The 24514-nt window shown below is 60.9% G+C and carries 29 protein-coding genes and 1 tRNA gene; 5 read left to right on the top strand and 25 right to left on the bottom strand.

The genetic code is table 11. The annotated features are described in order from the left end of the window. Positions 1-34: 34 nt before the first annotated feature. From K2Q04_RS09110 to K2Q04_RS09055, 12 genes are all read right to left on the bottom strand, one after another. Positions 35-1138 carry a hypothetical protein gene (locus K2Q04_RS09110; protein WP_291162215.1) on the bottom strand — a complete coding sequence of 368 codons (1104 nt, stop codon included), beginning with the start codon at positions 1136-1138 and terminating at the stop codon, positions 35-37. 8 nt (positions 1139-1146) lie between these two features. After that, positions 1147-2163 (bottom strand): hypothetical protein, encoded by a 1017-nt coding sequence (locus tag K2Q04_RS09105; RefSeq protein WP_291162212.1) that lies wholly within the window; start codon positions 2161-2163, stop codon positions 1147-1149. Beyond that, on the bottom strand, positions 2084-2968 hold the full coding sequence (locus K2Q04_RS09100; RefSeq protein WP_291162209.1) for an aminotransferase class I/II-fold pyridoxal phosphate-dependent enzyme: 885 nt from the start codon (positions 2966-2968) through the stop codon (positions 2084-2086). Before K2Q04_RS09100 ends, K2Q04_RS09105 begins: the two co-directional genes overlap by 80 nt. Before the next feature lie 56 nt (positions 2969-3024). Continuing rightward, entirely contained in the window at positions 3025-3357 is a 333-nt protein-coding gene (locus K2Q04_RS09095; protein ID WP_291162206.1) for an RNase adapter RapZ, read from the bottom strand. Continuing rightward, positions 3354-3779, bottom strand: a complete 426-nt coding sequence (locus tag K2Q04_RS09090; RefSeq protein WP_291162204.1) for a hypothetical protein — start codon at positions 3777-3779, stop codon at positions 3354-3356. The genes K2Q04_RS09095 and K2Q04_RS09090 overlap by 4 nt, the downstream gene beginning before the upstream one ends. Positions 3780-3851: 72 nt before the next feature. After that, a complete protein-coding gene (locus K2Q04_RS09085) occupies positions 3852-4148 on the bottom strand; it encodes a helix-turn-helix transcriptional regulator (protein ID WP_291162201.1) in 297 nt (98 codons plus the stop codon). A gap of 9 nt (positions 4149-4157) precedes the next feature. Further along, positions 4158-4580: a GNAT family N-acetyltransferase gene (locus K2Q04_RS09080; RefSeq protein WP_291162198.1), complete on the bottom strand. Its 423-nt coding sequence runs from the start codon at positions 4578-4580 to the stop codon at positions 4158-4160. A gap of 104 nt (positions 4581-4684) precedes the next feature. Then, positions 4685-5569 carry a hypothetical protein gene (locus tag K2Q04_RS09075; protein ID WP_291162195.1) on the bottom strand — a complete coding sequence of 295 codons (885 nt, stop codon included), beginning with the start codon at positions 5567-5569 and terminating at the stop codon, positions 4685-4687. Positions 5570-5583: 14 nt separating this feature from the next. Continuing rightward, positions 5584-5823, bottom strand: a complete 240-nt coding sequence (locus K2Q04_RS09070) for a hypothetical protein (protein WP_291162192.1) — start codon at positions 5821-5823, stop codon at positions 5584-5586. Positions 5824-5894: 71 nt separating this feature from the next. Beyond that, positions 5895-6377 (bottom strand): hypothetical protein, encoded by a 483-nt coding sequence (locus tag K2Q04_RS09065; protein WP_291162189.1) that lies wholly within the window; start codon positions 6375-6377, stop codon positions 5895-5897. 724 nt (positions 6378-7101) lie between these two features. Further along, positions 7102-7179, bottom strand: a tRNA-Pro gene (locus K2Q04_RS09060). A 199-nt stretch (positions 7180-7378) separates the two neighbouring features. After that, a complete protein-coding gene (locus K2Q04_RS09055; RefSeq protein WP_291162186.1) occupies positions 7379-8410 on the bottom strand; it encodes an alpha/beta hydrolase in 1032 nt (343 codons plus the stop codon). Positions 8411-8712: 302 nt separating this feature from the next. On the opposite strand from K2Q04_RS09055, the gene K2Q04_RS09050 reads away from it, so the two are divergent. Together K2Q04_RS09050 and K2Q04_RS09045 are read left to right on the top strand one after the other, a co-directional pair. Then, positions 8713-10071, top strand: coding sequence for an amino acid permease (locus K2Q04_RS09050; RefSeq protein ID WP_291162183.1), 1359 nt, complete (start codon positions 8713-8715; stop codon positions 10069-10071). Positions 10072-10079: 8 nt separating this feature from the next. Further along, complete coding sequence (locus tag K2Q04_RS09045; protein WP_291162180.1) at positions 10080-11369, top strand: hypothetical protein; 1290 nt, start codon at positions 10080-10082, stop codon at positions 11367-11369. Between the two features lie 28 nt (positions 11370-11397). On the opposite strand, the gene K2Q04_RS09040 is transcribed toward K2Q04_RS09045, so the two are convergent. From K2Q04_RS09040 to K2Q04_RS09010, 7 genes are all read right to left on the bottom strand, one after another. Then, positions 11398-12132: a phosphopantetheinyl transferase gene (locus tag K2Q04_RS09040; RefSeq protein ID WP_291162178.1), complete on the bottom strand. Its 735-nt coding sequence runs from the start codon at positions 12130-12132 to the stop codon at positions 11398-11400. 25 nt (positions 12133-12157) lie between these two features. Continuing rightward, a complete protein-coding gene (locus K2Q04_RS09035) occupies positions 12158-12685 on the bottom strand; it encodes a MerR family transcriptional regulator (protein ID WP_291162175.1) in 528 nt (175 codons plus the stop codon). Between the two features lie 73 nt (positions 12686-12758). Then, entirely contained in the window at positions 12759-13064 is a 306-nt protein-coding gene (locus K2Q04_RS09030) for an integration host factor subunit alpha (protein ID WP_092868132.1), read from the bottom strand. 127 nt (positions 13065-13191) lie between these two features. Next, entirely contained in the window at positions 13192-14169 is a 978-nt protein-coding gene (locus K2Q04_RS09025; protein ID WP_291162172.1) for a beta-ketoacyl-ACP synthase III, read from the bottom strand. Between the two features lie 2 nt (positions 14170-14171). Further along, complete coding sequence (plsX, locus tag K2Q04_RS09020) at positions 14172-15257, bottom strand: phosphate acyltransferase PlsX (RefSeq protein WP_291162170.1); 1086 nt, start codon at positions 15255-15257, stop codon at positions 14172-14174. A gap of 210 nt (positions 15258-15467) precedes the next feature. Next, positions 15468-15986, bottom strand: coding sequence for a DUF177 domain-containing protein (locus K2Q04_RS09015; protein WP_291162168.1), 519 nt, complete (start codon positions 15984-15986; stop codon positions 15468-15470). Further along, positions 15983-16561 (bottom strand): ubiquinol-cytochrome C chaperone family protein, encoded by a 579-nt coding sequence (locus tag K2Q04_RS09010; protein ID WP_291162166.1) that lies wholly within the window; start codon positions 16559-16561, stop codon positions 15983-15985. The genes K2Q04_RS09015 and K2Q04_RS09010 overlap by 4 nt, the downstream gene beginning before the upstream one ends. Positions 16562-16713: 152 nt before the next feature. Between K2Q04_RS09010 and bamE the strand changes: the two genes are divergently transcribed. Further along, complete coding sequence (bamE, locus tag K2Q04_RS09005; RefSeq protein WP_291162163.1) at positions 16714-17190, top strand: outer membrane protein assembly factor BamE; 477 nt, start codon at positions 16714-16716, stop codon at positions 17188-17190. Positions 17191-17388: 198 nt separating this feature from the next. Next, positions 17389-17643 carry a hypothetical protein gene (locus K2Q04_RS09000; protein WP_291162160.1) on the top strand — a complete coding sequence of 85 codons (255 nt, stop codon included), beginning with the start codon at positions 17389-17391 and terminating at the stop codon, positions 17641-17643. Positions 17644-17732: 89 nt separating this feature from the next. On the opposite strand, the gene K2Q04_RS08995 is transcribed toward K2Q04_RS09000, so the two are convergent. Beyond that, on the bottom strand, positions 17733-19889 hold the full coding sequence (locus K2Q04_RS08995) for a sodium-translocating pyrophosphatase (RefSeq protein WP_291162157.1): 2157 nt from the start codon (positions 19887-19889) through the stop codon (positions 17733-17735). Positions 19890-20160: 271 nt separating this feature from the next. Next, positions 20161-20553 (bottom strand): VrrB protein, encoded by a 393-nt coding sequence (locus tag K2Q04_RS08990; protein ID WP_291162154.1) that lies wholly within the window; start codon positions 20551-20553, stop codon positions 20161-20163. 259 nt (positions 20554-20812) lie between these two features. On the opposite strand from K2Q04_RS08990, the gene K2Q04_RS08985 reads away from it, so the two are divergent. After that, positions 20813-21715 (top strand): DUF937 domain-containing protein, encoded by a 903-nt coding sequence (locus K2Q04_RS08985; protein ID WP_291162152.1) that lies wholly within the window; start codon positions 20813-20815, stop codon positions 21713-21715. A gap of 87 nt (positions 21716-21802) precedes the next feature. On the opposite strand, the gene K2Q04_RS08980 is transcribed toward K2Q04_RS08985, so the two are convergent. The 4 genes from K2Q04_RS08980 to K2Q04_RS08965 all read right to left on the bottom strand — a co-directional run bounded on the left by K2Q04_RS08980 (position 21803) and on the right by K2Q04_RS08965 (position 24473). Next, complete coding sequence (locus tag K2Q04_RS08980; protein ID WP_291162149.1) at positions 21803-22150, bottom strand: hypothetical protein; 348 nt, start codon at positions 22148-22150, stop codon at positions 21803-21805. Positions 22151-22356: 206 nt separating this feature from the next. Then, entirely contained in the window at positions 22357-22704 is a 348-nt protein-coding gene (locus K2Q04_RS08975; protein WP_291162147.1) for a RidA family protein, read from the bottom strand. 78 nt (positions 22705-22782) lie between these two features. Then, a complete protein-coding gene (locus K2Q04_RS08970) occupies positions 22783-23370 on the bottom strand; it encodes a GDYXXLXY domain-containing protein (protein ID WP_291162145.1) in 588 nt (195 codons plus the stop codon). Next, entirely contained in the window at positions 23367-24473 is a 1107-nt protein-coding gene (locus K2Q04_RS08965) for a DUF2157 domain-containing protein (protein ID WP_291162142.1), read from the bottom strand. The genes K2Q04_RS08970 and K2Q04_RS08965 overlap by 4 nt, the downstream gene beginning before the upstream one ends. Positions 24474-24514: the final 41 nt, after the last annotated feature.

Below are 24514 nucleotides of genomic sequence, written 5' to 3'. Positions count from 1 at the left end.
AATTGCACAAACGGCGGGCCGTTAGCGACCCACGTCAGTTTGACAGCAGCTTTGCCTCGCGCAGGATCTTCTCGACGAGATCCAAATCGTTGTCGGACCAGGCTAGAAGCGCCTTTTCCCGCGCCGCCTGATCGCGCAGATCGTTGATCAGGTCCAAAAGGTGCAACGGCTTCGACGGCAAGATGGCCGGCATTAGTTCCGGTTCTGGCGTCGGAGGCACGTAAACCGGTGCGGACGGCAGCTCCATACGGCCGAGCGGTATCGTTTCCTCAACCGTGCCGACATTGACGAGGCTGCCACGGCACAACGGGTGAAACGGCGGCGAGCCGTAGCCATTCGCCTGCAGCTCCTCGTTACTCATTCCGTTCAAGCTGGCTAGCCCAGCCCTCGTCTGGCTCGGCCACGGTGCGGTCGACCGGAGTTCCTTCGGGTCTTGCGTCGTGAGCGCTGAAAGAACCCGGGAATACTCCTGGGCAACGTCGAACGTCTTGCCGTGCATGTACTCGCATACAGGGCAGGTCTTATCGTCCAGCTCCTCGGAGATCTGGTACGACGTGATCGAGCGTGACTGAGCTTCAGCCAGGAAGCCGAACGTCACAAGCCGGCTCGTCGTCAGGTTGGCACCGACATCGATAACGGCCCTGCCTGTACCGAGCACGGCGTCATTCAGGCGCTCGGAAAGCGTCTTGGTGGCGGCTTTCTGCACATGGACTTCGTCGCCCTTATGCAGCTCGGCCTTGGCGGCAAGCTCTTCGTCCCGGATTAGTTCATGGAGCGCCTTGCGAATGAACTCTCCACCGTTGTCCTCGATCATGACGGCAAGCTGCGTGCAGGCATCCTGCAGAGCGTGCGGGATCGGTTCGCCCTTCAGGTACTGCGTCTCTGAAAGTTTGCCGGCAGCGTTGTGGGCTCCGAAAAGCAGCGCGCTGGTGCCGAGCTCTTCAAGCCGGTTCCGCGACTTTTGGACGACACCACGCATCGACATACGATCGACGGCTGCGTGTGCCTCATCGAACTTCCCCGTCTCCACAAGCGGGTGCATCTGTTCCATGAGCGTTTCGGCGGACTTACGCCATTCGCTGTGCATCGTCGAGGCGACGGATGCTTCGAGCGACAGGTAGGCTCTCATAGACGGCATTCATCACCTCAGTGGGCGTCGCAGCCGCAGCTCTTGCTCATGACGGCGATCGTGCAGCCGGCGAGCTCTCCGAGCCCTTCGACATCGTGTGCGGGATTGACGAACTGCAGCTCGGCGCAGGCTATATGGAAAGCACTCAAGCCGCGCGGATCGAGCGACTTGATAAGCACGAGGTTCTTCGTCAGCTGGCCGAAATCGCGTTCGCGCAGAGACGTCAGCGTGTCCTTGGCAAGCGCTAGGACGCCAAGCGGCTGGTCCGACTTGGTCGTGGTCGTGCTTGAGCTGACCTTGCTCGAGGAGCCCGTCGGCATTCCGCCAGGAGCGTTCGTGTTACTGGGCGCTTCGACGTGCACCGGCTTTATCGGTACGAGATTGCCCGCATTGTCGACCGTGTGCGTCGACTCAAGGCCGGACGGTACTGCCGGCGGCTCCGGTTCTTCGGTGACTTTGAGGCTGAGGCCGGTTGCTTCGTTCAGCTCGTAGATCACGTCGGCCATGTCGACGCGGTTCGTGCCGATAGCGACCTGCAGGCCTTCGAGCTTCAGATTGACGTCTTCGATCACGAGCGGCTTCGACGTCATCTTGTAGTCGCTGAAACCCATAACGACGATAAGATTGTTGTTGATGACCTCGTCGAACTCATCGCGCTCGGGCTTGAACACCTGAGCCTCTGTGACCGTGTAGCTGACGTAAGCCGAGGCGAACGAGTAATCTTCCGACATACCGAGGAAGATCGGTGCCAAGCGGAACGCGCGACGGACGCGGTTCTCGCACTTGTCGTCGTAGCCTTCGAACATGGAGTCGTTCTGGCGATCGCCGCCGAAGCGTTCAACCGTGACACGCGCTTGCGTCGGATGCTCCATCGAGCCGCCGGACGGTTCGACTTCGAGGATCTGCACCCGGTTCTGCTTGGAAGCGCCACCCGTCATCTTCTGCTCGAGCGCCTTACGGGTCTGCTCCTGCAGCGTGCCGCCTTGCAGCGTGATCAGAACCGGCGGGATGCCGCCGTTGTCGAAGAACTCCATGTTGAACTCCTCGGCCTTGCGGGAGCCGAGTACGGACGGGAGCTGGCTGACCCAGCGCGGAACGCCATAAGGCGTGTGAGCGTCGGGCAGCTTCAGCATCGTGTAGCTCAATGTCGTACTGCCAGGAAGCGCCGAGGCGCGAGTAGCGGTCGAACACCGGCCGGCTCATGCCGTGGCTGCGGAGCGGGCGAATACGCTCGGCGAGCCAGTCTTCATTGGTCGTGATCATGCCGCCGTCGCCGGTCGTCAGCGTCTTCGTGGCGTAGAACGAGAAAAACGTGGCGAGCGACGATGCACCGGAGCCGACGCGATCGCCGGACTTGTCGACGGTCGGAAGAGCGTGGGCTGCGTCGTCAATCAGTAGCACCCCGTGCGTGGCGCACAGCGATTGCAGCGCCTCGAGATCGCACGCCTCGCCTGCGAAGTGCGTGGGCATGACGACCTTGGTGCGGGGCGTGATCTTGCGGGCAACATCTGCGGGATCGAGCTGGTGGCTGCCGGGTAAGCAGTCTGCGAGGACGACGTTGGCACCGAGCCTGTGCGCCATCATGGCGGGGCCTGAGAACGTCATGGCCGGGACGATGACCTCGTCGCCTAATCCGATCCCCAAGGCGTCGAGGATCAGCAGAGCGCCGACGGTGGCACTCGATACGGCGATTGCGTGCTTAGCGCCCGTGAAGGCCGCGAACTTCGCCTCAAATTCCTGGACTTTCGAGCCGCTGGTTAGCCAGCCGGACTTCATGCACTCAACAACAGCCTCGACTTCATCGTCTCCGATATCCGGTCGAGCAAACGGCAACGACATGCACCCTCCTAGCAGAAGTGCAATTAATTGCACTAACTGCCAGGCGAAGGCAACGCCTATTCGAGGTCTCGATGCTCGACTTCGACATCAAGGTTACGGCCGCGCAGCTGGTCGGCAACGAGCTCTGCCATTGCGACCGAGCGGTGACGTCCGCCGTAGCATCCGAACGCGATCGTTTGCGCGCCGTTCTTCACGGCTTCGACTGCGAGGTCACGCATCGGGATGCAGTGCGGATCTTGCGCAACGAAGCCTTGGACTTCGCCATCGAGCCCTGACTGGTCGCGGAGCTTCGGGTCGTTGTGCGGGTTCCGCATCACGCGGCAGTCGAAAATCCGGTCCATGTCGCCGAGCGGCAAGCCGCGGCGGTAGCCAAACGATACGATCTTCATACTTTCAGCACTCCATCATCCATGTTTTTAATCAGCTGCTCCGTGACCATGTCCCTGAACTCGCCATAGACGATATCGAGGTCGATCAAGTCGCCCTTGACGTTGCAAAGCTCCATGATCGCCGGTATCAGCGCCGCCTTCTGCTTCTCGTCGATGGCGTGTAACGGGTGATCGTCAGCGACCAAAAAGTCGGCGTTGTCTATGACGCTCTCAGAATGCAGCGTGCCGTAGACGAACAGGCCGTGCGTCTCGAGGAAATCCAAGCCGTGCTTGATCGGGTCCTCGGCGGCCTCCTCTGTCTCCTTGATAAGCTTAGTAACCTCTGCGACGGCTTCGACGCCGAGCGAGCTGTAGTCATCGGCCTTCAGCATGTACTGCTGGGCCATCGCCCTAACGAGCTTAAGGGCTTCTAGCTGCTCCACCTGTCACTCCTTGTTCCGTGGACTTCAGAACACTCTAACGGAGTGGCGGCGAGGTGCAATTGATTGCACTGATTAAAGTGAAATTGCCAGTATCCGGTTCAGGGCAATACGGGAACGGCGCTTCGTGTCTGCCTCCGCCTGGGCCTGATCCTTCAGGGCCGTGGCGTGGTCTTCGCGCTTGATGGCTTCGAGTTCGTAGCCGAGGTAATCGAGCAGGCGTTCGATGACGTCGATCGTGCCTGGAGCGCCGCCGGCTTCCAACCGACGCAACGCCGAGCGGCCGACCTCCGTACGGCTGGCGAGCACTCGTTGGGAGACGCCTTGCTCCTCCCTGAGTTTCTTGACCAGCTGTCCCCAGAAGTTGTCCATGCGTCGGCCTTAAGCGGTATCGGCCGCGTAGAGCACGGACTCGGCAACGGAACCGAGTTTCGCCAGGACGGCGAGAGCTACTGCGTTGTTCGGGGCGACGGGGATCAGGATACGTTTGACACCGGCTTCGGTCGCGCGGGCTTTGAGAGCGGCGTAGAGCTCGGTGAAGACACCCTTGCGGCGGCTTGAGGCCTCGACGTAGCCCAGCGCTATGACGAGGGCGTCGCGGCCGGCCACGTAGTCGAAGGCGATCGTGCCGACGATGTCGCCTTCCTTGCTGACGGCAAAGAGGACTTCCTTCTCTGCCGAGATCGGTGGCGAAGCCAGTCCATCCGGCGTGAAGCCATCCTGGACGAGTTCGTTCCAGCCTTCGACCAACAAAGCGAAGGCATCGGTATTCGCACAACTGCGGTTGTAGACGATCTTGCTCACGTAAGGTCCCCTACGGCCAGCTGGGTGCCGGCCGTTGTCGACACTAGGACCGGGGGGTCAGCGGTCCAAGGACTCCTCCTTTTGCAATTAATTGCACATCTTGTCTACAGCCCAAATCGAGATTGGCAGAAGCCGACGAAGTTGCCGTGGAGCTGGCGGCCCGTCCAGCTTGTTTCGTCCCAGAAGTCGGCGAACGCCACGTGCTCGGACGGCGATGCGTGTACTGGCCTCGATCCGACGAGCTTGGCGTAGATGTCTTGCGCCTTCTCTTGCGTCATCTCGAAGCCATCGACCGTCTTGTAGCTGGTCGAGGCACATCGGGCGATGGACAGGACCTTCAGGTCGTGCAAACCCGTGCATGACGTGCCAGCAGCCAGACGCGCTTCCGCCGTGACGAACGGCAGATGGTAATCACCGGGCGACAGCTCCTGCACATCGTGGTCGAGACATTTTCGGATCGCCTGGGCGAGTATCTGGAAGTGCGGTTCGGCCGCAGCATGATCGCGCAGCTCCAGGAAGTTGTCCCATTCAGTTGCAGACACCAGCGTCGTTATATGGGCAAACGGCTCAAGAAGACGGTTCACGATCTGCTTGTGATACCCGGCAGCGACAAACCCCTCAGCAGCTTCTACGGCCAGATCACGAGCTGCCAGCCAAGCCTCGGAATTGCTCATTTTGGGAACGTTATAAACCGAGTGCCTGGGCTCTAGCACCGGGACGTAGACTTCGGCGTTGCATTCTTCAGAGGCCTGCATCCCTTTCTGGTTCTTGCCCCAATACAGCGGCACTGCCGGATCTGCCATGATGTCGGCGATGATCTTCTCCACCGGTATTGCGCGGGAACTCGCGGCGTTCCGGCTGAAGGCTCGGTGCGTCAGGAACTCAGCGTGTATCCAGCGCGGATAGCGTAGCAGCAGTGTCGTCAGCACCTTGTCGGGGCGTGAGCGGTTGCGGGAGCGCAGAATTGTCTCGGCGCTAATCGTCGTCATCGGAACATCCTTTCCTAATGCAGCATCTTGCGGTCCTTCGGAGCTGACACCTCGGGTACAGACCCGACGTCTAGGATCAGTGCCGCCACGTGCTGGACCTCGTCGTCAGGCAGGTTCGAGTACGTCAGCAGATGGTCTTTGCCGTGCTTCTCGCCCATCGAGACGACGATGAACCCGTTGGCAGGCATCGCCTCCGTTAGCTCCTGCATGACCTTCAAGAGCAGCTTGTCTAACTTCGTTGGCTTTGCAGCCATCCTATCCTCCAGTGAAATTAATTGCACTACTTAGGCAACGGTATTCGCCGAGAGCGGTTAACGTGGCTGGTCTAAGTGACCAGCCGTACCCCGTCGTCGAACAGCATGTCCCAGCGCTCCCTGGCGTCGTCCTCGGGCGACAGCGTTCCAGCGAGCACGCTGCAGACGATGACACGGGCTCGTGAAAGGGCTGCGTCGTCGCTCTCAGCCGTGAACTGATAGCCGTGGTTCGGTCCCATGAGCGGTATGAGCTGCGACTGAGCAAAGACGTCCCGGTCGAAGTCGATCCTGACCTCGGGCGCGAGGGCCACGACTATGAGTTCGTGCGTTACGTCCTCCCTGTATCTGATGACGGGCACCTCGCCCGAAGCGGGTAAGTCGTACAGGCAAATCAGATACTCGTCCCAGACCGGATGCCGGCCCGGTAGCGCCAACGACCATATCGCCCGGAACTGCCCCGCGTACTGCACACGATCGAGCCTCACCCGCTCGCTCGCAAGCCCTTCGTCTGGAGGCTGCGGTTTCTCACCAAAAAGCGTCTCGTTCGCAAGCATGACTCCCCCTCTACAACTGCAATTAATTGCACGCTCTTGAGGGCGTGCCTAGGCCTTTTTCGGTGGCGCAGGCTTCCCGGCCGCACCATTTCTGTCTGGAGTGGTTTCCCGCTCCGCACCTTTCTGGCTCGTTAATTTCGCTCGGCCTGGCAACCCCTCGTGCCTGCGTCAGGCAATCATCCCCTTTTCAGGGGATGGCTCCGCACGGCGGTCACGAGTCGGGCGCAGCTAGGACTTTCTGTGATGCGCCTCTTGTCTTTCGGCCAGGGCATTCATCTCGCCAAGCTTCTCTACCGCGAAGACTAAGCTCTCCTCAGTAGTGTCCACTCGCACTCCGTTCCGCACTTCGTGGGTTGTCTTTACACCACTCGTGAACAGATCGATTTGGTTCTGCCAATGCTCGGACCACCTACGAGCGTACGCCAGAACGCCATCGTTCTCAGGTCCCTTAGACTTAGCCATTTCCGTCTCCATTACGCGCGACAAGGCGGGCAGCCTTTCAGACGGAGAGCCATTGTCAACGCGCCTCGTTGAACGGTGATCAGCGATCGGGATGAAGCGGGCTGCGGCCGGCTCGAGGCCGGGAAAAGTCCGGGATTATTCCGGGACTCTTGTGCCCGGTCCGGGACTTTCCGGGACTTTTTGGAGGTTTTGTTCTGGTCCCGTTCTCCCAGGAGAACACCCAGGAGAACGGCTTTTCTTCTTGTTTTTCAGGGCTTTAGATTGGTCGGAGCGAGAGGATTTGAACCTCCGACCCCCAGTCCCCCAGACTGGTGCGCTAACCAGGCTGCGCTACGCTCCGATTTGGAAATCTCGATGGCTCCAGCCTGAACTTCGCGTCAGGAGGGCCACCCGGTCGATCTGGCCGGTCGATCTCGGCGTTGGGTACCCGGAACACTCCCCCCCGTCAAGGAGGATGTACCTGGCGGGCGCGTATCTTGGCTAATCGGGGGCCCTTGATTACGTTGTATCGGGCGGCGAACAGCACGAAACCTCGGCCATCAACGCCGATATTCGGGCAATCTCTTCAAGATATCGATGATCGGGTTCTCGACCCAGGCATGGGTCACGAGATCGCGGTGGCGGACGTCGCCTCCCGGAACCACGGCAACGCCGCCGGTTGCAAGGCGTTTATTTATCTCGGGGCTGACGTCGACATCGTGGGCTGCGAGAATACTTTCGAACTGGGCATTCTGATTGCGCGTCGAGCCGAGATAGACGCTTACGAAGAAGGCCGACGGATCCGCCTCTATCCAATGCGCGAACTTGTCGAGATCGCCATAGAGTGAATCGAGAAGGACGACGCCTCGAACGCGCTTCTTCAAACCGCCGCGCTCGATCGCGGAAGCCGCCGCCACGTATCCTCCGCTATAGGCGACGACGATGACCGGCATGCTCGCAAAAGTTCGCAGCGATTTGCGGTCGCCGTGCATGCGCGCAAGCTGCTGTCCGGCCTCGCCGATGAAACGCCCGAAGACGCCGGGCTGCCAGAATTTTCCGGCGCTCGAATCCGCGGCATCGACCGCAAGCTGAGGCGCAACAAGAACGACATTCGCGTTGGATGCCGAGATCTGATCCGGAACTTTCTGGCGCTCGAGAACGTCGCGTTGAAGCGTTGCGCCGTGGCCGTGAAAGAAGACCATCATCAATGCGGGGCGGCGAATGTCGAAGCCCTTCGGAATGTGCAACAGCACACGATTATCGTTGTAGGTCTGATCTTCCCAATAGACGCGCCCCGATCCCGTGCGATGACCTTTGCGGCCGCCTTCATCGACATTCAGAAACGGTGCGGCGGAGCCCGGCATCGTTCCATGATACGGAAAGGGCGCCGTATCGAACGGCACAAGGCTCGTCTTTGCGGCCTTGGTCGGGCCGCTTCTCGATTTCACTTCAGTCTTGGAAGGCGCGACTGGATGCTTGCCCGTCTTGCTCGCTGCGCCAGCATCCGAAACATTCAGCGTCCAGGCCACGCTTGCGCCGAGAGCTTGCGCAAGAAATTTCCGTCGCCCGTCGTTTATTGCCGCCGGCGCCATGCGCTCGACACTCCGTCGTCGTTCATTAGAGTTGCGTTTACCCTCGCACAGAAGAGTCAGCCACGATTCGCCCACGAATTGACGTGTGGCTGTAAAGTCCAAAGTTGTTCAATTCGTGAGATGCGCCGGCCCGAATGCCGAAGGGATGACGTTATGCTGCACTTGGCGAATCCACGCACAGGTTCTTGCGCGCAACGCGCTAGATGTATTTTAGCAACGCGGATTCAACATGTTCTGTCGGCAGTTGTTGCTGTGCATCCGAGTCAATACTGTCCCCGAGTCGGCCACGGTTAAGCTATTTCATGACATCTGCCGCCAGCATCCGCGCACCGTCTTCGATGGGTTCCGGTCTCGATATCCGGACAGTCTCCACGGTCACCGCCACCGCTCTCGCCGTTGCCGATATGATCGGCATCGGTGTTTTCACCAGCCTTGGCTTTCAGGTCGCGAGCATTCCCTCTGCATTCTCGGTGCTGTTGCTCTGGATCGTCGGAGGCGTTGCGGCGCTTTGTGGCGCCCTCGCCTATGCGGAGTTGGCTGCGGCGTTTCCACGGTCAGGCGGGGAATACAATTTCCTCTCGCGCATCTATCATCCGGCCGTCGGCTTTCTCGCAGGCTGGATATCCGCGACAGTCGGGTTCTCGGCCCCAATCGCGCTCGCGGCGATGGCCTTCGGCGTCTACTTCAAAGCGATCTCGCCTGACATTCCGCCGCTTTTTCTCGGGCTCGCCGTCGTCTGGATCGTAACCGCAGTGCATCTCAGCGGCATCAAGCACTCCAGCAAATTCCAGAACATCTCGACGCTGATCAAAGGCGCGCTCATCGTTGCGCTGATCATCGCCGGGCTCGCCTACGGGACGCCACAGCCCATTTCCTTCGCCCCCTCGGCCGACGACTGGACCTATGTCGCGAGCGCGCCGTTCGCGGTCAGCCTTGTCTTCGTGATGTACGCCTACTCCGGCTGGAACGCTGCGACCTATATCGCCGGCGAAATTCGCGAACCTTCCGTCAGTTTGCCGCGCTCGATCGTTGCAGCGACTTTGATCGTCATCGCAGGCTATGTCGCTCTCAACGCCGTGTTCCTTTACACGACGCCGATTTCAGCCATGGCCGGACAGCTCGACGTCGCGCTGGTCGCCGGCAAACACATTTTCGGCGAATTCGGCGGACGGATCGTCGGAGGGCTGATCTGCATCGGCCTCATTTCCTCGATCAGCGCCATGACGTGGATCGGACCTCGCGTCACGATGGCGATGGGCAAAGATCATGCGCTGCTGCGGGCGCTTTCGTACACGACGAGCGACGGCGTTCCCAAGACCGCAATTCTGTTGCAGCTCGGTATCGTCACTGTGCTGCTCATGACGCAGAGCTTTGAGGCTGTTCTCGACACGATCCAGTTCAGCCTCACGCTTTGCTCTTTCCTGGCCGTGCTCGGCGTGATCGTGCTGCGCTGGACCGAACCCGATCTACCCCGTCCCTATCGAACCTGGGGCTATCCGGTGACGCCGTTTATCTTCCTCGGCGTGACCGCTTTCATGATGTACTACCTCGTTGTCGAGCGTCCTCTGCAGTCGCTGGCTGGTCTTGCCATCATGCTGACGGGTTTGGCCGTTTATGCCTTTTCGCAACGGCGTTCGTTGGTTGATGCAAGACCTCAATAGGACCAAACATGGCTAGAATGCGCGTCTCCGTTGCGATCGCCGCCGTCGTGGCTGTTGCGTTCGCGATCATTCCCTTTTCCGCGCAGGCCGAACCGAGCGCCAGTATCAACGATACGGCCCGTTTCATCGCCGGGTTGCAACCGTCGGCGGGGTCGCCCCTTACGGCGTACACGAACGAAGGGTATTGGAAGCAATACTCCCGCAGTTTCGACGAGGCCTGGGACGGACTTGAGCGGCGCCAGCTGTCGAAGATCCGCACCATGGTTGCGCGCGATTTCAATAACCCTCAGCCGGTGCTGTTCTATCTCTTCAGCGGGCCGGACTTTCTATATGCGGACGCATTCTTTCCGTCGGCCGACACTTATGTGATGGCGGGTCTCGAGCCTCCGGGCCAGATCCCGGATCTGCGCAAGTTTTCCCGCGGCGAGATTGCGAGTTCCCTCCGGGACCTTCGCTCGTCGTTGAGCTCTGTTCTGAGCTACAGCTTCTTCCAGACGAAATTCATGCGCGTCGATTTCAGCCGCGCCAAGCTCAACGGCACACTGCCTGTGCTGATGACCTTCCTGGCGCGCTCCGGCAAGACGATCTACGACATCTCGCTGTTCGATCTGCAGAGCGACGGCACACTGCATCCGGTCGAAGAGAACATCGCGAACGCCACCGGCCGGGGCGCGAAGATCGTATTCTCGGACGCCAATGTCGGCAAGAAACGCACGATCTACTATTTCAGCACGGACTTGTCCGACAGCGGCATCAAGAGCAGCGGGTTTCTCACCTTCTGCGAAACGCTCGGGCACGGCGACAGCTTCTTGAAGAGCGCGTCGTACCTGATGCACTCGGATCATTTCTCGACCGTGCGCGACTTCCTGCTTTCGCACAGCGTTTCGCTGCTTGAGGACGACTCCGGCATCCCGATACGCTTCTTCGCGCAAGGCTGGCAGCTTCATCCCTACGGCCGTTACGTGGGTCCCATCAGCCTCTTCGGCGGGCAATATCAGGCGAGGCTCAAGGACGTTTTCGCAAAGGGGAACGCGAAACCGATCGATTTCAGCCTCGGCTACCGCTGGCGGCCGACGGAGTCGAACATCCTGCTCGCAGTCAAAGATCCGTCCGCGACGGCTTTCGAGGCCGCTCCGGCGACGGGCAAGCAGAGCGCGTCGGACTCCGAGAGCGGTTCGGTCACGAATGCAAAGGCTGAGTCGAAGTCCGATACTCCCCCCCGGCAACGCAACCGGCATAACCGGGAGCAGAAGACGGTCAGCAATCCGTGGCCGAAGCTATTCGGCTACGCTCCCTGATTGCGGATCACGTTCCGGACACTGGCTGTCATTTGCCGCTTATGAACCCGCCGAGGTTATCGGCCGGGAACAAAGTCACGTCTATTCTTTCAGGAAGACGTTGGGCTGCGACTGCCGCCACGAACTGATCTCCGACGACCAGATCCCGGATCTGGAGATCAAATTCTGAGTCTTGCGCGTGGACCGCGCGACTGCCTCCGACGACGCCATGCTCCGTCAGCAATCGGCCGATACCCGAACCAAGCGCCTTGGCGGCAGCTTCAAGGCGGACCCACGCCACGATGACGTCGGTGTCGGACGCCGGCGACAATGCCTGTCGGGCTCCCATTCGTTGGGCGGCGCTGATGATCCGCTGCCGTCGCTCATCCGACATCCGGAGGCGACGTTCCCTTCGCTCGAGGTCGACGCCGGGCTGCATCTCTTTCGAGACGACGATGAGTGCGGCTTCGCCGGTGTGAGAGACGTTGAAATGCGGAGCTCCGGCTAGTCTCGGGCGGCCCCCGGTTTCGATCTCGAAATTCAATCTCCGGAACGCGTCGCCTCCAGCGCGTTCAAGCACGATGCGGGTCGCAATGCGCGTGGCACGCCAATGCCGCGCTGCCTCGCGATCGGCCATGGCGCTCGCGCGTTCGTCGTCGGATGCGGAAAGTCGGGGTGTCGCCTCTTCCTCGGCTTCGAGAAGCGCCGCCGATTTGACGAGATCGACGAAGAATACCTCAAGATCGTTGGGGGCCTTGTCGCGGCCCTCGTTATGAGCGGGCATGTCTGTTTGCACCGCGGCTTGATGCTTACGACCGGCCTGCACGCGGCTTCTTCAGATCGTCGGCACCATCCGTTGCATTGAGCGGCTGGCCGCGGAGAATGGCGCGCGCGATTTCGAGTTCGCGGATTGCAGCCAGAATCTGAACTTTGACCGGGACGACGGTTTTTTCGGATCCTTTGTCTTCGGGTTGTGCGGCCGTTGCCGTCGCTCTCGCTACGGGCTTCCTTCCGCGCTTGCGGCTCGCCGGCTCGGCCGGAGCCGCCGCGGCCTGCGCTGCCGCAACCCGGTGAGCCGCGGCCTTGACCTGCTCGACGCCGTGTTCCCGGAGGATCTTCTGGACGCCGCGTATCGTGTAGCCTTCAGCATGAAGCAGCGCGCGGATGCCCCGCAGCAACTCCATATCCTCAGGGCGGTAATAACGCCGTCCGCCTCCGCGCTTCATCGGACGGATCTGCGGGAATCGTCCTTCCCAAAAGCGCAGAACATGCTTCGGAATCTGCAGCTCGTCAGCCACTTCACCGATCGTGCGAAATGCCTCCGCAGACTTGTTCATGGTATCGTGCCCTCGCGAGTACCGTAGCTACGAACGATTGAACGCTCAGTTCCGTCGCGATGCAATCGGATCTCTAACGTTTCGCGTGACCCTTGTTGATACGGTCCTTCATGATGTTCGATGGGCGGAACACCAAGACGCGCCGCGGCGTGATCGGAACTTCCTCGCCGGTTTTCGGATTGCGTCCGACGCGTTCGCCTTTTTGGCGGATGCCGAAGGATCCGAAGGACGAAAGCTTAACCGCATCGCCTTCCGCCAAGCTTCCCGAAATCTCATCCAGGACACGCTCAACGAGATCCTGGCTCTCGTTGCGCGGCAACCCAACTTTTTCGACGACGGCTTCAGCAAGATCTGCCCGCGTCAACGTCTTGCCCGCCATTTTGTTCTCCCAGCCGAACATCCGTTCTGACCGGTTATGGTAGCGGCGGTTGGTCGCGGGGTCAACGGGAGGGGCGAACAAGCGACTGAAAAATCACGACTTTCTACGCTGCAGTGCACCAATTTGCCTACCAGCGGGCAAGTACGGCGCCCCAGGTAAAGCCACCACCCATCGCTTCCATCAGGATGAGGCTGCCCTCCTTAACGCGGTGGGCCTCGAAGGCGTCATTGAGAGCCAATGGGATGGACGCGGCCGACGTGTTGCCGTGCCTGTCGAGCGTCATCACGATTTTCTCGGGCGCAACGCCCAGCTTTTTCGCAATACCGTCGAGAATGCGCTTGTTGGCCTGGTGGGGAATGTAGAGATCGATTTCGTCGGCTGCGTAGCCTGTTTCGACGAGCGTTTCTTCGATGACGCCCGAAATCTTCTGGACGGCATGCCGGAAAACCTCGCGGCCATTCATGCGGAGGTGGCCAACGGTTTTGGTCGATCCCGGGCCGCCGTCGACGTAGAGCAAATCCTCGAAGCGGCCGTCCGAGCGAATTCTCGTCGAGAGAATGCCCTTGTCGTCGTTGGTTCCGTGCTGCGGCTGCGCCTCGAGCACGACCGCGCCGGCGCCGTCGCCGAATAGAACGCACGTCGAACGATCCGACCAATCGAGAATGCGCGAGAAGGTTTCGGCGCCGATGACGAGCGCGCGCTTGGATTGCCCGAGTTTCAGGAAGTTGTCGGCAATGGTCATGGCGTAGACGAAGCCCGAGCACACCGCCTGTACGTCGAACGCTGCGCCCTTCGTGACGCCGAGCATCGACTGGATTCTGACTGCCGTTGCTGGGAACGTGCGGTCGGGGGTTGCCGTCGCACAGACGATGAGGTCGATGTCGACGGGATCGATCCCTGCCCGGACCAATGCCTGCTTGGCTGCCGCGGCGCCGAGGTCCGACGTCAACTCATTTTCATCGGCGATATGGCGGCAGACGATGCCGGATCGTTCTTGAATCCAGCTGTCGCTCGTATCGACGATTTTTGCGAGGTCGTCATTGGTCACAATGCGCTTCGGCAAATGTGCGCCGACGCCGCGAATGACAGAACGAAGGACTGCCAAATCTATGCCTTTCCGAGTGGGCTGCCCGTCGCGCTCTGCGGCTGCGAACCGCCGGCGGCGCCGGAAAGCCTATGATGAAAAACGTCGATATCCGCCGTCAGGCGCGCGATCAAACCGGAATCGGCCATTTCGTAAGCAAGATCCACCGCGCTCGCAAATCCAAAGGCGTCCGTGCCGCCATGGCTCTTCACCGCGATACCGTTCAGGCCGAGGAACGTACCGCCGTTGACGCGCCTCGGGTCCATCTTTTCCTTCAGCACGCGGAAGCCGCCTTGCGCCAGGAAGGCGCCGATCTTGCTCAGCACGGAACTCGTCATGGCGGCGCGAAGATAGCTGCTGATCTGCTTTGCCGTGCCTTCCGCCGTTTTCAAGGCGATGTTGCCTGCGAAGCCTTCCACGACGATGACATCGACCGTGCCGCGACCGATCTGATCGCCTTCGACAAAGCCTTTGTATTCGAGCGGCAGGGCGTCGATCGACTTCAGCAGCGCGTGTGCGGCCTTGACGTCTTCGTTGCCCTTCATCTCTTCGGTGCCGACGTTCAAGAGGCCGACGGACGGCCGCTCGATATGGAATACGGCGCGCGCCATCGCGGCGCCCATCAGCGAAAAATCAGCAAGCTGGCCGGCTGTCGCGCCGATATTGGCACCAACATCGAGGACGATGCATTCCGATTTGATCGTCGGCCAAATGGCTGCGATTGCCGGGCGTTCAATGCCGGCGATCGGCCGAAGCACCAGCTTCGCTATGGCCATCAGGGCGCCGGTGTTTCCTGCCGAAACCGCAGCATCAGCCTCGCCGGACTTCACGGCTTCGAGCGGCAGCCACATGCTGGAGCCCTTGCCACGGCGCAAGGCTTGGCTCGGCTTCTCGTGCATCGCGATCACATGATCCGTGTGCACGATACGCGCTTTGGCGCGCAGTGAGGGATGTCGCGCGATAGCGGCTTCAATGCGCGGCTGGTCGCCGTAGAAGATGAAGCTCAGCGCAGGTTGGCGCTCCAGGGACAATGCCGCCCCGGGGACGACAACCTCCGGACCGTGATCGCCACCCATTGCGTCCAGCGCGATAGTCTTTGGACTCGCCATTCTTGATTGCCGTTGAAGCCATATTGGCACTGAGGAGGTGCCAGACCCGGCATGGGCCTTATATTTCCCCGAAATCGGGCGAGACCATAGCCTTTTGGAGCCCGCCCACAAGGCGAAATCGCGCCTCGTGACAGAAGCACTCATATCCCCCGGTTTTGGCTTGACATTTTATCCACTTCGGCCGCCTCCCAGCGCCGAAACGGGGTCACTTCAGCCGGGAGGCTTGAGCTTGGACAAAGCCGCGAAGGGGCTCACCTTGTCGGGGTCCTTGGCCTTCGGGTCCTCCCAATTGAACTCGGCGTCCGGACGGCGCGGATATGGGTCGAGGGACGCAGACAGCGTCTCGTAGACGATCCGGCCGACCGGAATGATGCCGTGTTCAAGGACCTCGATATCGGTGCCTTCGAGGATCGAGGCTTCCTCTTCGTCATCCTTGACGTCGACGGTCGGAAAGAACTCGACCTCGTAAGGAGCTTCCACCTTGCCGCTCACGGGCTCGAGCGACACAACGCATGCCTGCTCGACGTTCGCCGTGATCGTGCCGCGCAGCCGGTAGCCGTTTCCGGCTATCGCATTGATGCGATAGTTCGTGGAAAGGCTGGCGACTTTCAGGATATCGAGAGCCTGGGCAATGGCTTGAAGCTCAGCGGACGTCGCCGCGCGGTCGCGTTCCAATCCGCTGGCCGGAATTTCCGCCGCCTTTTCGATCCAATTCAGTTGGTCGGTCACGTCATTGATACCTTGTGTTTTGATGTGGCAGTGGCAAGCAGCCGGCTCGCCATTCCGGCATCTACGAATTCACCGAATGCGTGATCCGCGAGGGCGGATGAAGCGGCTTGCATGTAGTGCGCAAGTCCGGCTGCGCCGCCTTCCCGCTCAACGGAATCCGCAAAGACATAGCCGCGGACGCTTTTGGTTAGGCGCGGAGCGCCTGCGCCGGCCCGATCCTCAATCAGATCTTGGCGATAGATCGAAGCGCGCTCGTAGAAGGCCGCCGCCGCCCGCTTAACCTTCTTCGGCACCGTTAGGTCCCCAACCCCCATCTCGCGCATGCAGTCGTCCATATCAATGACGAAAGTTTCGATCGTGCGCCGCGCGAGCGCTTCGGCGGCGGTCCCTTGCCCCCGCAAGCCTTCGAGCGCGAGAAAAAGATGGAGTGCAACCAGCTCGAACCGGCCTTCCGGTGTGTCCGGAACACCGAGGGCACCGTAAAAATCCGGCTGCCGCGCCGCGGCCACGACGCTGCCATAAAGCTCTTCTGCTTTGCGGCTGGTTTCGGCCCGTTGCCTTAGCCATCGCAACATAATCGGATTCCTTGGTTAGCAGCACGAGCAGAGCAAATGTCTGGGGATCATGCCGTGCGGCCACGGGGGCGCGCAGTTGCCGGCTTTTGACGCACAATCTAAACACACGGCGGCGATAGGGCGAAGAGATTCGCGCCAGAATGAAAGTTCAAATGAAAAAGCACGGCCATTCAAGTGAGCTACTCAAGGCGATCCTTCGCTCAGGCTTACTGGCGTCAACCGTCTTCCTGGCGGCGTGCGGCAGTCCGACGATCACCAAGCACGGCCAGCAGTTCAGGGCGACCGACTTGCAGTCCATTCAGCCCGGAATGAGCCAGGACCAAGTGCGCACATCGCTCGGCACTCCGGCGACCACGGCGGTCGTCGGCGACGGACGCGCCTTCTACTATATATCGAGCACCGACAGTCAAAAGTCGTTTTTCCTTCCGACCGAGACCGACCGGCAAGTCGTCGCGGTCTATTTCAACCAGGGCGGCACCGTCGACAGTATTGCGAATTACGGCCTGAAGGACGGAAAGATCTTCGATTTCGCCAGCCGCAAAACACCGGCCCCTGGCGGCAAAGACGAAGGCATCCTGAAGCAATTGTTCCGGAACCTCGGCAAGCAACAGCTCTTCGGCGGCGGCTAACCGGATATTTACTTTACCTGATCTCGCAATCGCATGATCTCGCCTATCGTTGCCTATCGTTTCGGGCGCGGCGACTGCTATATTCTTTCCTCACAGCGGCGCTGCGCTTGCAACGGCACCGCGAAAGACGCAGATCAACCTTGGTTCGGGCGGCCCGTTCCATGGTCGGCCCTCTACGCAACAGCGCAGGGATAACACATGACCGAACACATAGAAGTTGGCTTCATGGCTTTCCTGGTTGACGGCAAGGACGGCATCGGCGCCGTCCGCGAAGTCACCCCCACCTCACTCGTCATCTACGTGGAGAACGCAGGCGAGTTCGTCATACCGCGCTCGGCCGTGAAGGATGTCCACTCGGAAAAGGTGCTTCTGAGGCCTTCGCTTCTCGACAAGCGCTTTCTCAAAGCCATCGGGCACGTGCACGACAGCGAAGACCCGAAGCTGGTCGGCTGATCTCGGCTTAGACGACGGCAGGCGAACGGATACAAAAAAGGCCCCGAAGCGAACTCCGGGGCCTTCGTCATTTCAAAGCGTATTGCCGATTACCAGTGCGCAAGCACGGCGAGCAGCAGGAGCGCCACGATGTTGGTGATCTTGATCGCCGGGTTGACGGCTGGGCCGGCCGTATCCTTGTAGGGATCGCCGACCGTATCGCCGGTCACGGATGCCTTGTGGGCTTCCGAACCTTTCACGTGCTTGACGCCGTCCTTGTCGACGAAGCCGTCTTCGAAGCTCTTCTTCGCGTTGTCCCAGGCGCCGCCGCCCGACGTCATCGAGATGGCGACGAAGATGCCGGTGACGATGACACCGAGCAACATCGCACCGACCGCGGAGAACGCCGCGCCTTTGCCGGCAATCGCGTTGACGACGATGAACAGCACGATCGGCGAGAGCACCGGCAGCAACGACGGCACGACCATTTCCTTGATCGCTGCACGGGTCAGCAAGTCAACGGCGCGTGCGTAATCAGGCTTCGAGGTACCTTTCATGATCCCCGGGTTCGCCTTGAACTGGCGGCGCACCTCTTCGACGATCGAGCCCGCTGCGCGGCCGACGGCCGTCATGGCGAGGCCGCCGAACAGGAAGGGGATGAGACCGCCAAGCAGAAGGCCTGCGACGACGTAGGGATTGTCGAGGCCGAAGTTCACCTGCACGTCCTTGAAGAACTGATAGCCCGTCGCGCCTGGAGCGTTACCCTCGGCGATGAAGTGCTGCAGGTCGTAGTTGTAGGCTGCGAAGAGCACGAGAGCGCCGAGACCGGCCGAGCCGATCGCGTAGCCTTTCGTGACGGCCTTGGTAGTGTTGCCGACGGCGTCGAGCGCGTCGGTCGAACGGCGCACTTCCTTCGGCAGTCCGGCCATCTCGGCGATGCCGCCAGCGTTGTCCGTGACGGGCCCGAAAGCATCGAGAGCCACGATCATGCCGGCGAGGCCGAGCATCGTCGTCGTCGCGATCGCCGTCCCGAACAGGCCGCCGAGTTTGTAGGTCGCGATGATGGCGGCCACGATGGCGATCGTCGGCAGCGCGCAGGCTTCGAGCGAGACAGCGAGACCCTGGATCACGTTCGTGCCGTGCCCTGTGACGGACGCCTGGCTGATGGACCGAACCGGGCGATAACCGATGCCCGTGTAGTATTCGGTGATCCAGACGATGAGGCCAGTAAGACCCAAACCGACGAGGCCGCAGAGGAACAGGTTCCAGCCGGAGATCGTCTGGCCGGCCGCGGTGCCGACGTCTCCAAAGCCGCCAAGCACATATTCGGTCGCCGCCCAGAGACCCGCGATCGACAAGACCGCCGAGGCGATCACGCCGCGATAGAGGGCACCCATGATCGAGCCATTGGTGCCGAGCTTCACGAAGTATGTACCGACGATCGAAGTCACGATGCAGGCCGCGCAAATAGCGAGCGGGTAAAGCATCAAGGCCGCGAGATTCTGCTGGCCTGCAAAGAAGATGGCAGCCAACACCATCGTGGCGACGACGGTCACGGCGTAGGTCTCGAAGAGATCCGCCGCCATGCCTGCGCAGTCACCCACGTTGTCACCGACGTTGTCGGCAATGGTTGCGGGATTGCGCGGGTCGTCTTCCGGAATGCCTGCCTCGACCTTGCCGACGAGATCGCCGCCGACGTCCGCACCTTTTGTAAAGATGCCGCCGCCGAGACGAGCGAAGATCGAAATGAGCGATGCGCCGAAGCCCAGCGAGACAAGCGCGTCGACGACGTCGCGGCTACCCGGCTCCTTGCCGAGACCGGCTGTGAGGAACGCGTAGTAGACGGCGACGCCGAGCAGCGCCAAGCCCGCAACCAGCATGCCGGTGATCGCACCGGCCTTGAATGCGATGTCCAGGCCCTTGGCGAGCGAAACCGTCGCCGCCTGAGCGGTTCGAAGGTTGGCCCGCACCGACACGTTCATGCCGATGAAGCCAGCAAGGCCCGACAGGACCGCGCCAATCAAAAATCCAAATGCCTGAAGCGGCCCGAGAAGCAGCCACGCCAATACGAAGATGACCACGCCGACGATGCCAATCGTGCGGTACTGTCTGTTGAGATAGGCTTGCGCACCTTCGCGCACGGCTGCAGCGATTTCCTGCATCCGGGCATTGCCCTGGTCGGCGCCCATCACAGCATTGGACGTTACGAATGCGTAGAGGATCGACAACGCCCCACAGGCGATGATCCCCCAAAGTATATTGCTCATTGAGTGGTCCCTTTTGGCACGCTTCCATCGAGGCCCGTTGACCGGACCTGTATTCCAGGTGCTTTCAGGCGCCGCCGAAACAGCTATCCCGCCCCCGGCATTTCTCGCTCTCTCTCATTTTTGTCGTCGGCTGAGAGTCGGGGCGGACCATGCCAAAAGTGTCGCAGTGTTGCAACTCGGACAGTCGGAGAATACGCGGAAAAAATAAAGCGACCCGGCGGATGGACCACGCGGATCGCTCGAAAGTCGCTTGTTTGAATTTAGGCCGATTCTAGTGGTGGCCACCACCATGTCCGCCGTGTCCACCACCATGGCCACCACGATGTCCGCCGTGGCCACCACCGTGGTGACGGCCGCCCCAGCCGCCATGACCCCAGCCACGGTGGCCCCAGCCACGGTGGCCCCAACGGTGATGGCGAGGATAGTAGCCGTAGTAGTAAGGCGACCCGAATCCGAAATAGATACCGCGACCCCAGCGGCGGTGATGGCGCCATCCGCGGTGATGCCCCCCATGACGCCAACGGGCCTTGGTGACCAGGCCCGGAGACTTGTCAACCTGCACTTGCATAGTGGTTAAGCCAGCAGCTGCATTGGCAGATGCTGGGCCTGCTCCCGCTAACAGAAGTCCGGCGAGCACGGATATGGATATTACAAGCTTTCGCATTGGTCTCTCCCAGAAAGGTCATTCGGCCCCGGACGTCTTCTCCGGACGTAGACCCGGCGCATTCCGAATGCGGATCGTGCCGGTACGGTTTCGCATGTATCACTGTACCCTCTTTGCACCAGTAAAATCGCGAGCACCTGAACTCTCGATGAACGGAAACAGCAGCATTGTATGGCGGATACGTATCCGGATGGCTGGCGGCCGCTTACCGCCGTGCTAATTAGTTCAGGTCTGACTTCGACAATCACCGGAGACCGGCGTGACCATTGATGACAGCTTCCGGAGTGCGTCGGGACAAGAACTTGTTGGAAAAATTGCCGACGCCTACGACATCGACGAGCAAAGCGCGCAACGTGCCGTTCAATTACTCGCCGATGAACTGCAGGCGCGCATTCAGCGCTCCATGCTCTCGCGCGGTGGCGTGGCCGATGTGGTTTCTCTCGTTACGGCTCCAGGCGCGACCCGGACACCGGCCGACGGTGCCGGCTTCGCCTCGCCGGAGTTTGTCGCGAACGGCGATCAGATCCTCGATGTGCTGATCGGCAACAAGCATGTGAGCCGCGGAATCGCTGCGCGAACGGCATCGAGCTCTGGTGTCGATGCTTCGACCGTCCAAAAGCTTCTGCCCGTGGTCGCTACCTTGGTGATCGGCGAACTGCAAAAACAATCGGGCCCCGCGATAGCGAAGGTTGCGAGCACCATTCCGGGGTTTTCGGGCGCCGGCGGAAGCCCGTTGCCGATGCCGGGCGACACGTTTCCGCCAACCGGACGAGACGTCTACACGCAGCCCGATGACCGGCCGCCTTTCGAAGGGAATGGGCCGGATAAAACGCCCGGACCATCGCGCCCGATGGATGGCGGCAGTCCTCTTCCCATTCCGGGCGACGACATTCCGGGTCTTGGGCGGCGTGGCCGCTATCAAGGTCCCGCGTCCGAGCCCGAAGACAATCCCTACAGCCGGCTTCCCGATATCGTCCGCCGTGGCGGTGAGCAGGTTCCGGGACCCGACGGCGGCTCGCTGGAAAATGTCATCCGCTCGATCCTCGGGAATCTTCTCGGCTCGAACAGCGGCATCGTCGGCACGATGATAAAGCTGTTCCTGATCCGCTGGATCGCTTCGATCGTGCGCCGGGTGCTGTCGCAAGTGCTGGTGCGCCGCTAACGTTGCGAGCGGCGTTCGCCACCTAGCGCCAAAGAAAAAGACCGGCTCGAAAGCGCGGCCTTTCTGGATCCCGGAGATCACACGTCTCTAGCGGCAGGGTCTGGCGCTGATATCGCAGCTCCAGGAACCACCGATACCGGCTTGCGAGCACTTCGCGCTCTTCTCCGCCGCCCGGCCCCAGCGCGCCCAGTCCGAACCATATTCGAAGTCGGTGAAATCGGCCCAGGATTTAATTCCGGCAGCAAGAGCCGTCTTCTTCGACGGGAGCCCCGCGCTCGATCCATAGTGGTAATGATCCACGAAGCAGAGGCGGCCGCCTTCGCGGCGCTGTTCGTGAATTGCAGCAACGCCCGTGTCGTCAGCGAGCGCAGGGGCGGCGCAGGCAAAGAGCGCGGCCACGGCAAATGCCGGCCTCATCAATCCGAAGCGAATCATTTTCTTACCGTCTCCGAAGACAATCGAGGGCCAGATCCCCCATCGCGTATTTCGCAGATTCAGCGATGCTCTCGCTGGCCTTTTCGAGCGGCGTTGAAAGAATTTCTACATGAGAGGCAATCGGGGCACAGATTGTTGTCGAAGCGCAAACCCTTCGATCGCGCTTCGGCAAATGTTGGTCATCCGACTCTGTGGACGCGAGCGTCCTACTTGACGGCGACGACCGAGATCTCGACGAGCATTCTCGGATCGATGACCTTGGCTTCGACGCACGCGCGGGCGGGTGCGCCCTTGCCATCAAGCCAAACGCCCCATGCTTTGTTCATTCCATCGCGATGGCGGATGTCGTTGAGCCAGACGGTTGCCTGGACGACTTTCGACTTGTCGGTACCGGCCAGCGCCAGCAGGCGGTCGATCTCGGTCAGTACTTCGGCGGTCTGGCCTTCGACGTCCTTGGAAAGGTCTGTCGGGATAACGCCTGCGGTAAATACGAAGCCGTTTGCCTCCGTGACCTTCGAATAGACGGGTGATGTTTCATAGCGGGTGACGGTCACTTGAGGTCTCCATTTCCGGCTTTGCCATTTCGAGTTCTGCGGCCGCCTCATAGCAGGTGGCCGGGCGCGCCTGAAGCCTCAAAGAAGCGGTGGGTCCTCGTGCCGCTCACCATCGACGATAAGACCCTTGAGGGCCGCCGTTCCGTCGGCCGCAACCGCTACGACCGCCTCGATCTTGTGGGAGCGCACCTTATCTTCGAGCGCGCGGCCCGTGCCCTCCGGGACGAAGTAGTTTTCGATGCCGTAGAGCACTTGGATGGTCGATTCCGCGTCGTTGCCGGCACTCCAGACATACTTTACGCGGCCCTTGAGAACGACCTCGTCCGGTGCAACCTCAGATGGATATCGACTGCCAACGTGGGTTACCGTCCAGTCGCCTCCCGCCGCCCCCTTCAGGGTGACGTAAGCGGCCGAGCCCGGTGAGACGCCATTGAAATCCGGGTCTGTTTCGGTCGACGACTTCTTGAGCGTGCTGATGTCGTAGCCGAGCGTCACGTAATCGCCGCGGAAGATGTCTCGCGGATCGAGCGGCCGTACGGCCAGCGTAATTTCGCGTCCCTTTTTCAGCAGCCGGTCACGCGCGTAGACCATATTGAAGAGCGCCGCCGACTGGGCCAACGCCACTGCGCCCAGCAGCGGCCAGATCAAAGTCCGCCTGGTAATCATGCGAAGCCCCCTCCACTCGCCGATCGACGCGCCAATCGCAAAGCCGCGTAGGCGAGAAGCGAGACGATGATCGCGGCTATCAGGAAGAACAGAGACGTTCCGAGGATGGTGCCGACCGTGACCCCGTAGAGCGTGAGTATTTCGGCCGAGAAGGCCAAATAGCCGATCCAAAGCGCGCCGCGGTTCCCCGTCGACAAGGCGTAGGCGATGGCTCCGAGGATCGAAACGAGAGACGCCGCAGCGAGGACGATCAGCGTGGCCATCCGCGGTACCTCCAAGAATTGCAGTGCAAACAGGCCCGCGAATGCGACGGCGAGCGCGTAAGCAAAAAGCGGGGCCGCGATGTGATCGTTAGCGGCATCAATGTCCGGCCGCAGCTTTTCCGCCGCGATCGCGGCGACGGCGGCAAGGATCCCGATCATGGCGACGAGACCATGCTGGTGGCCTCCGTCCAACTGGTACCCAAGCGAGACCACGAACGCCGACAACGCCAAAGCCGAAAGATGGAGGCCCGGGCGCCAGCGCTGCCAGATGAAGGCCGCGGTGACTAGCGCCCAGCCGATAAGAAACGGCCAGTGGACTTCGTTGCGATCCAATGTTTGCATGCACGACCAAACGCAGACGAGGATCATCGCCAAAGCGAGTGCCGGGTTCGACCGCAGGGCAGTTCCTGCAAGGAGCGTCCCGACCCACCACATCAGTACGCCGTCCGACGGATTGCCGGCGATGTTGTACATCTGGCTGATCAGCATGATGCTGGCGCCGAACATTCCGCAAGCGAACAGCACCGCCGCATCGGCCAGCAGCGTATGACCGCGCGTAACAAGCCAACCGGCCGCTCCGTAACCCGACCAAACGCAGGCGAGCAGCAGGGCGAGGCGGCCCAATCGCGGCATGTCTTCCCAGTGCGCGGCAACGAATGAAATCGCGGCGAACCCGAACAGGACGCTCGCTAGAATTCCGAGCGCCGGTGCGAGGCCGAATTCGCGTCCGCTGCTGTCGACGTCGGCGGCAATCGCTGCCCGCCCTTCGGCGCTGACCCAGCCGTTCGAATGCCAGCGCTCGAGGTCGCGCTTGATACGGTTTTTATAGGGGGACCACATCTCGAGGCTTCACCGCCTGTATTGTTGCTTTTTCTGTGACA

Source organism: Hyphomicrobium sp. (assembly GCF_019753045.1).
Classification (GTDB): Bacteria; Pseudomonadota; Alphaproteobacteria; order Rhizobiales; family Hyphomicrobiaceae; genus Hyphomicrobium_B.
Note: the sequence above shows the minus strand (reverse complement) of the source record. Positions and strands in the feature narration are given on the sequence as shown.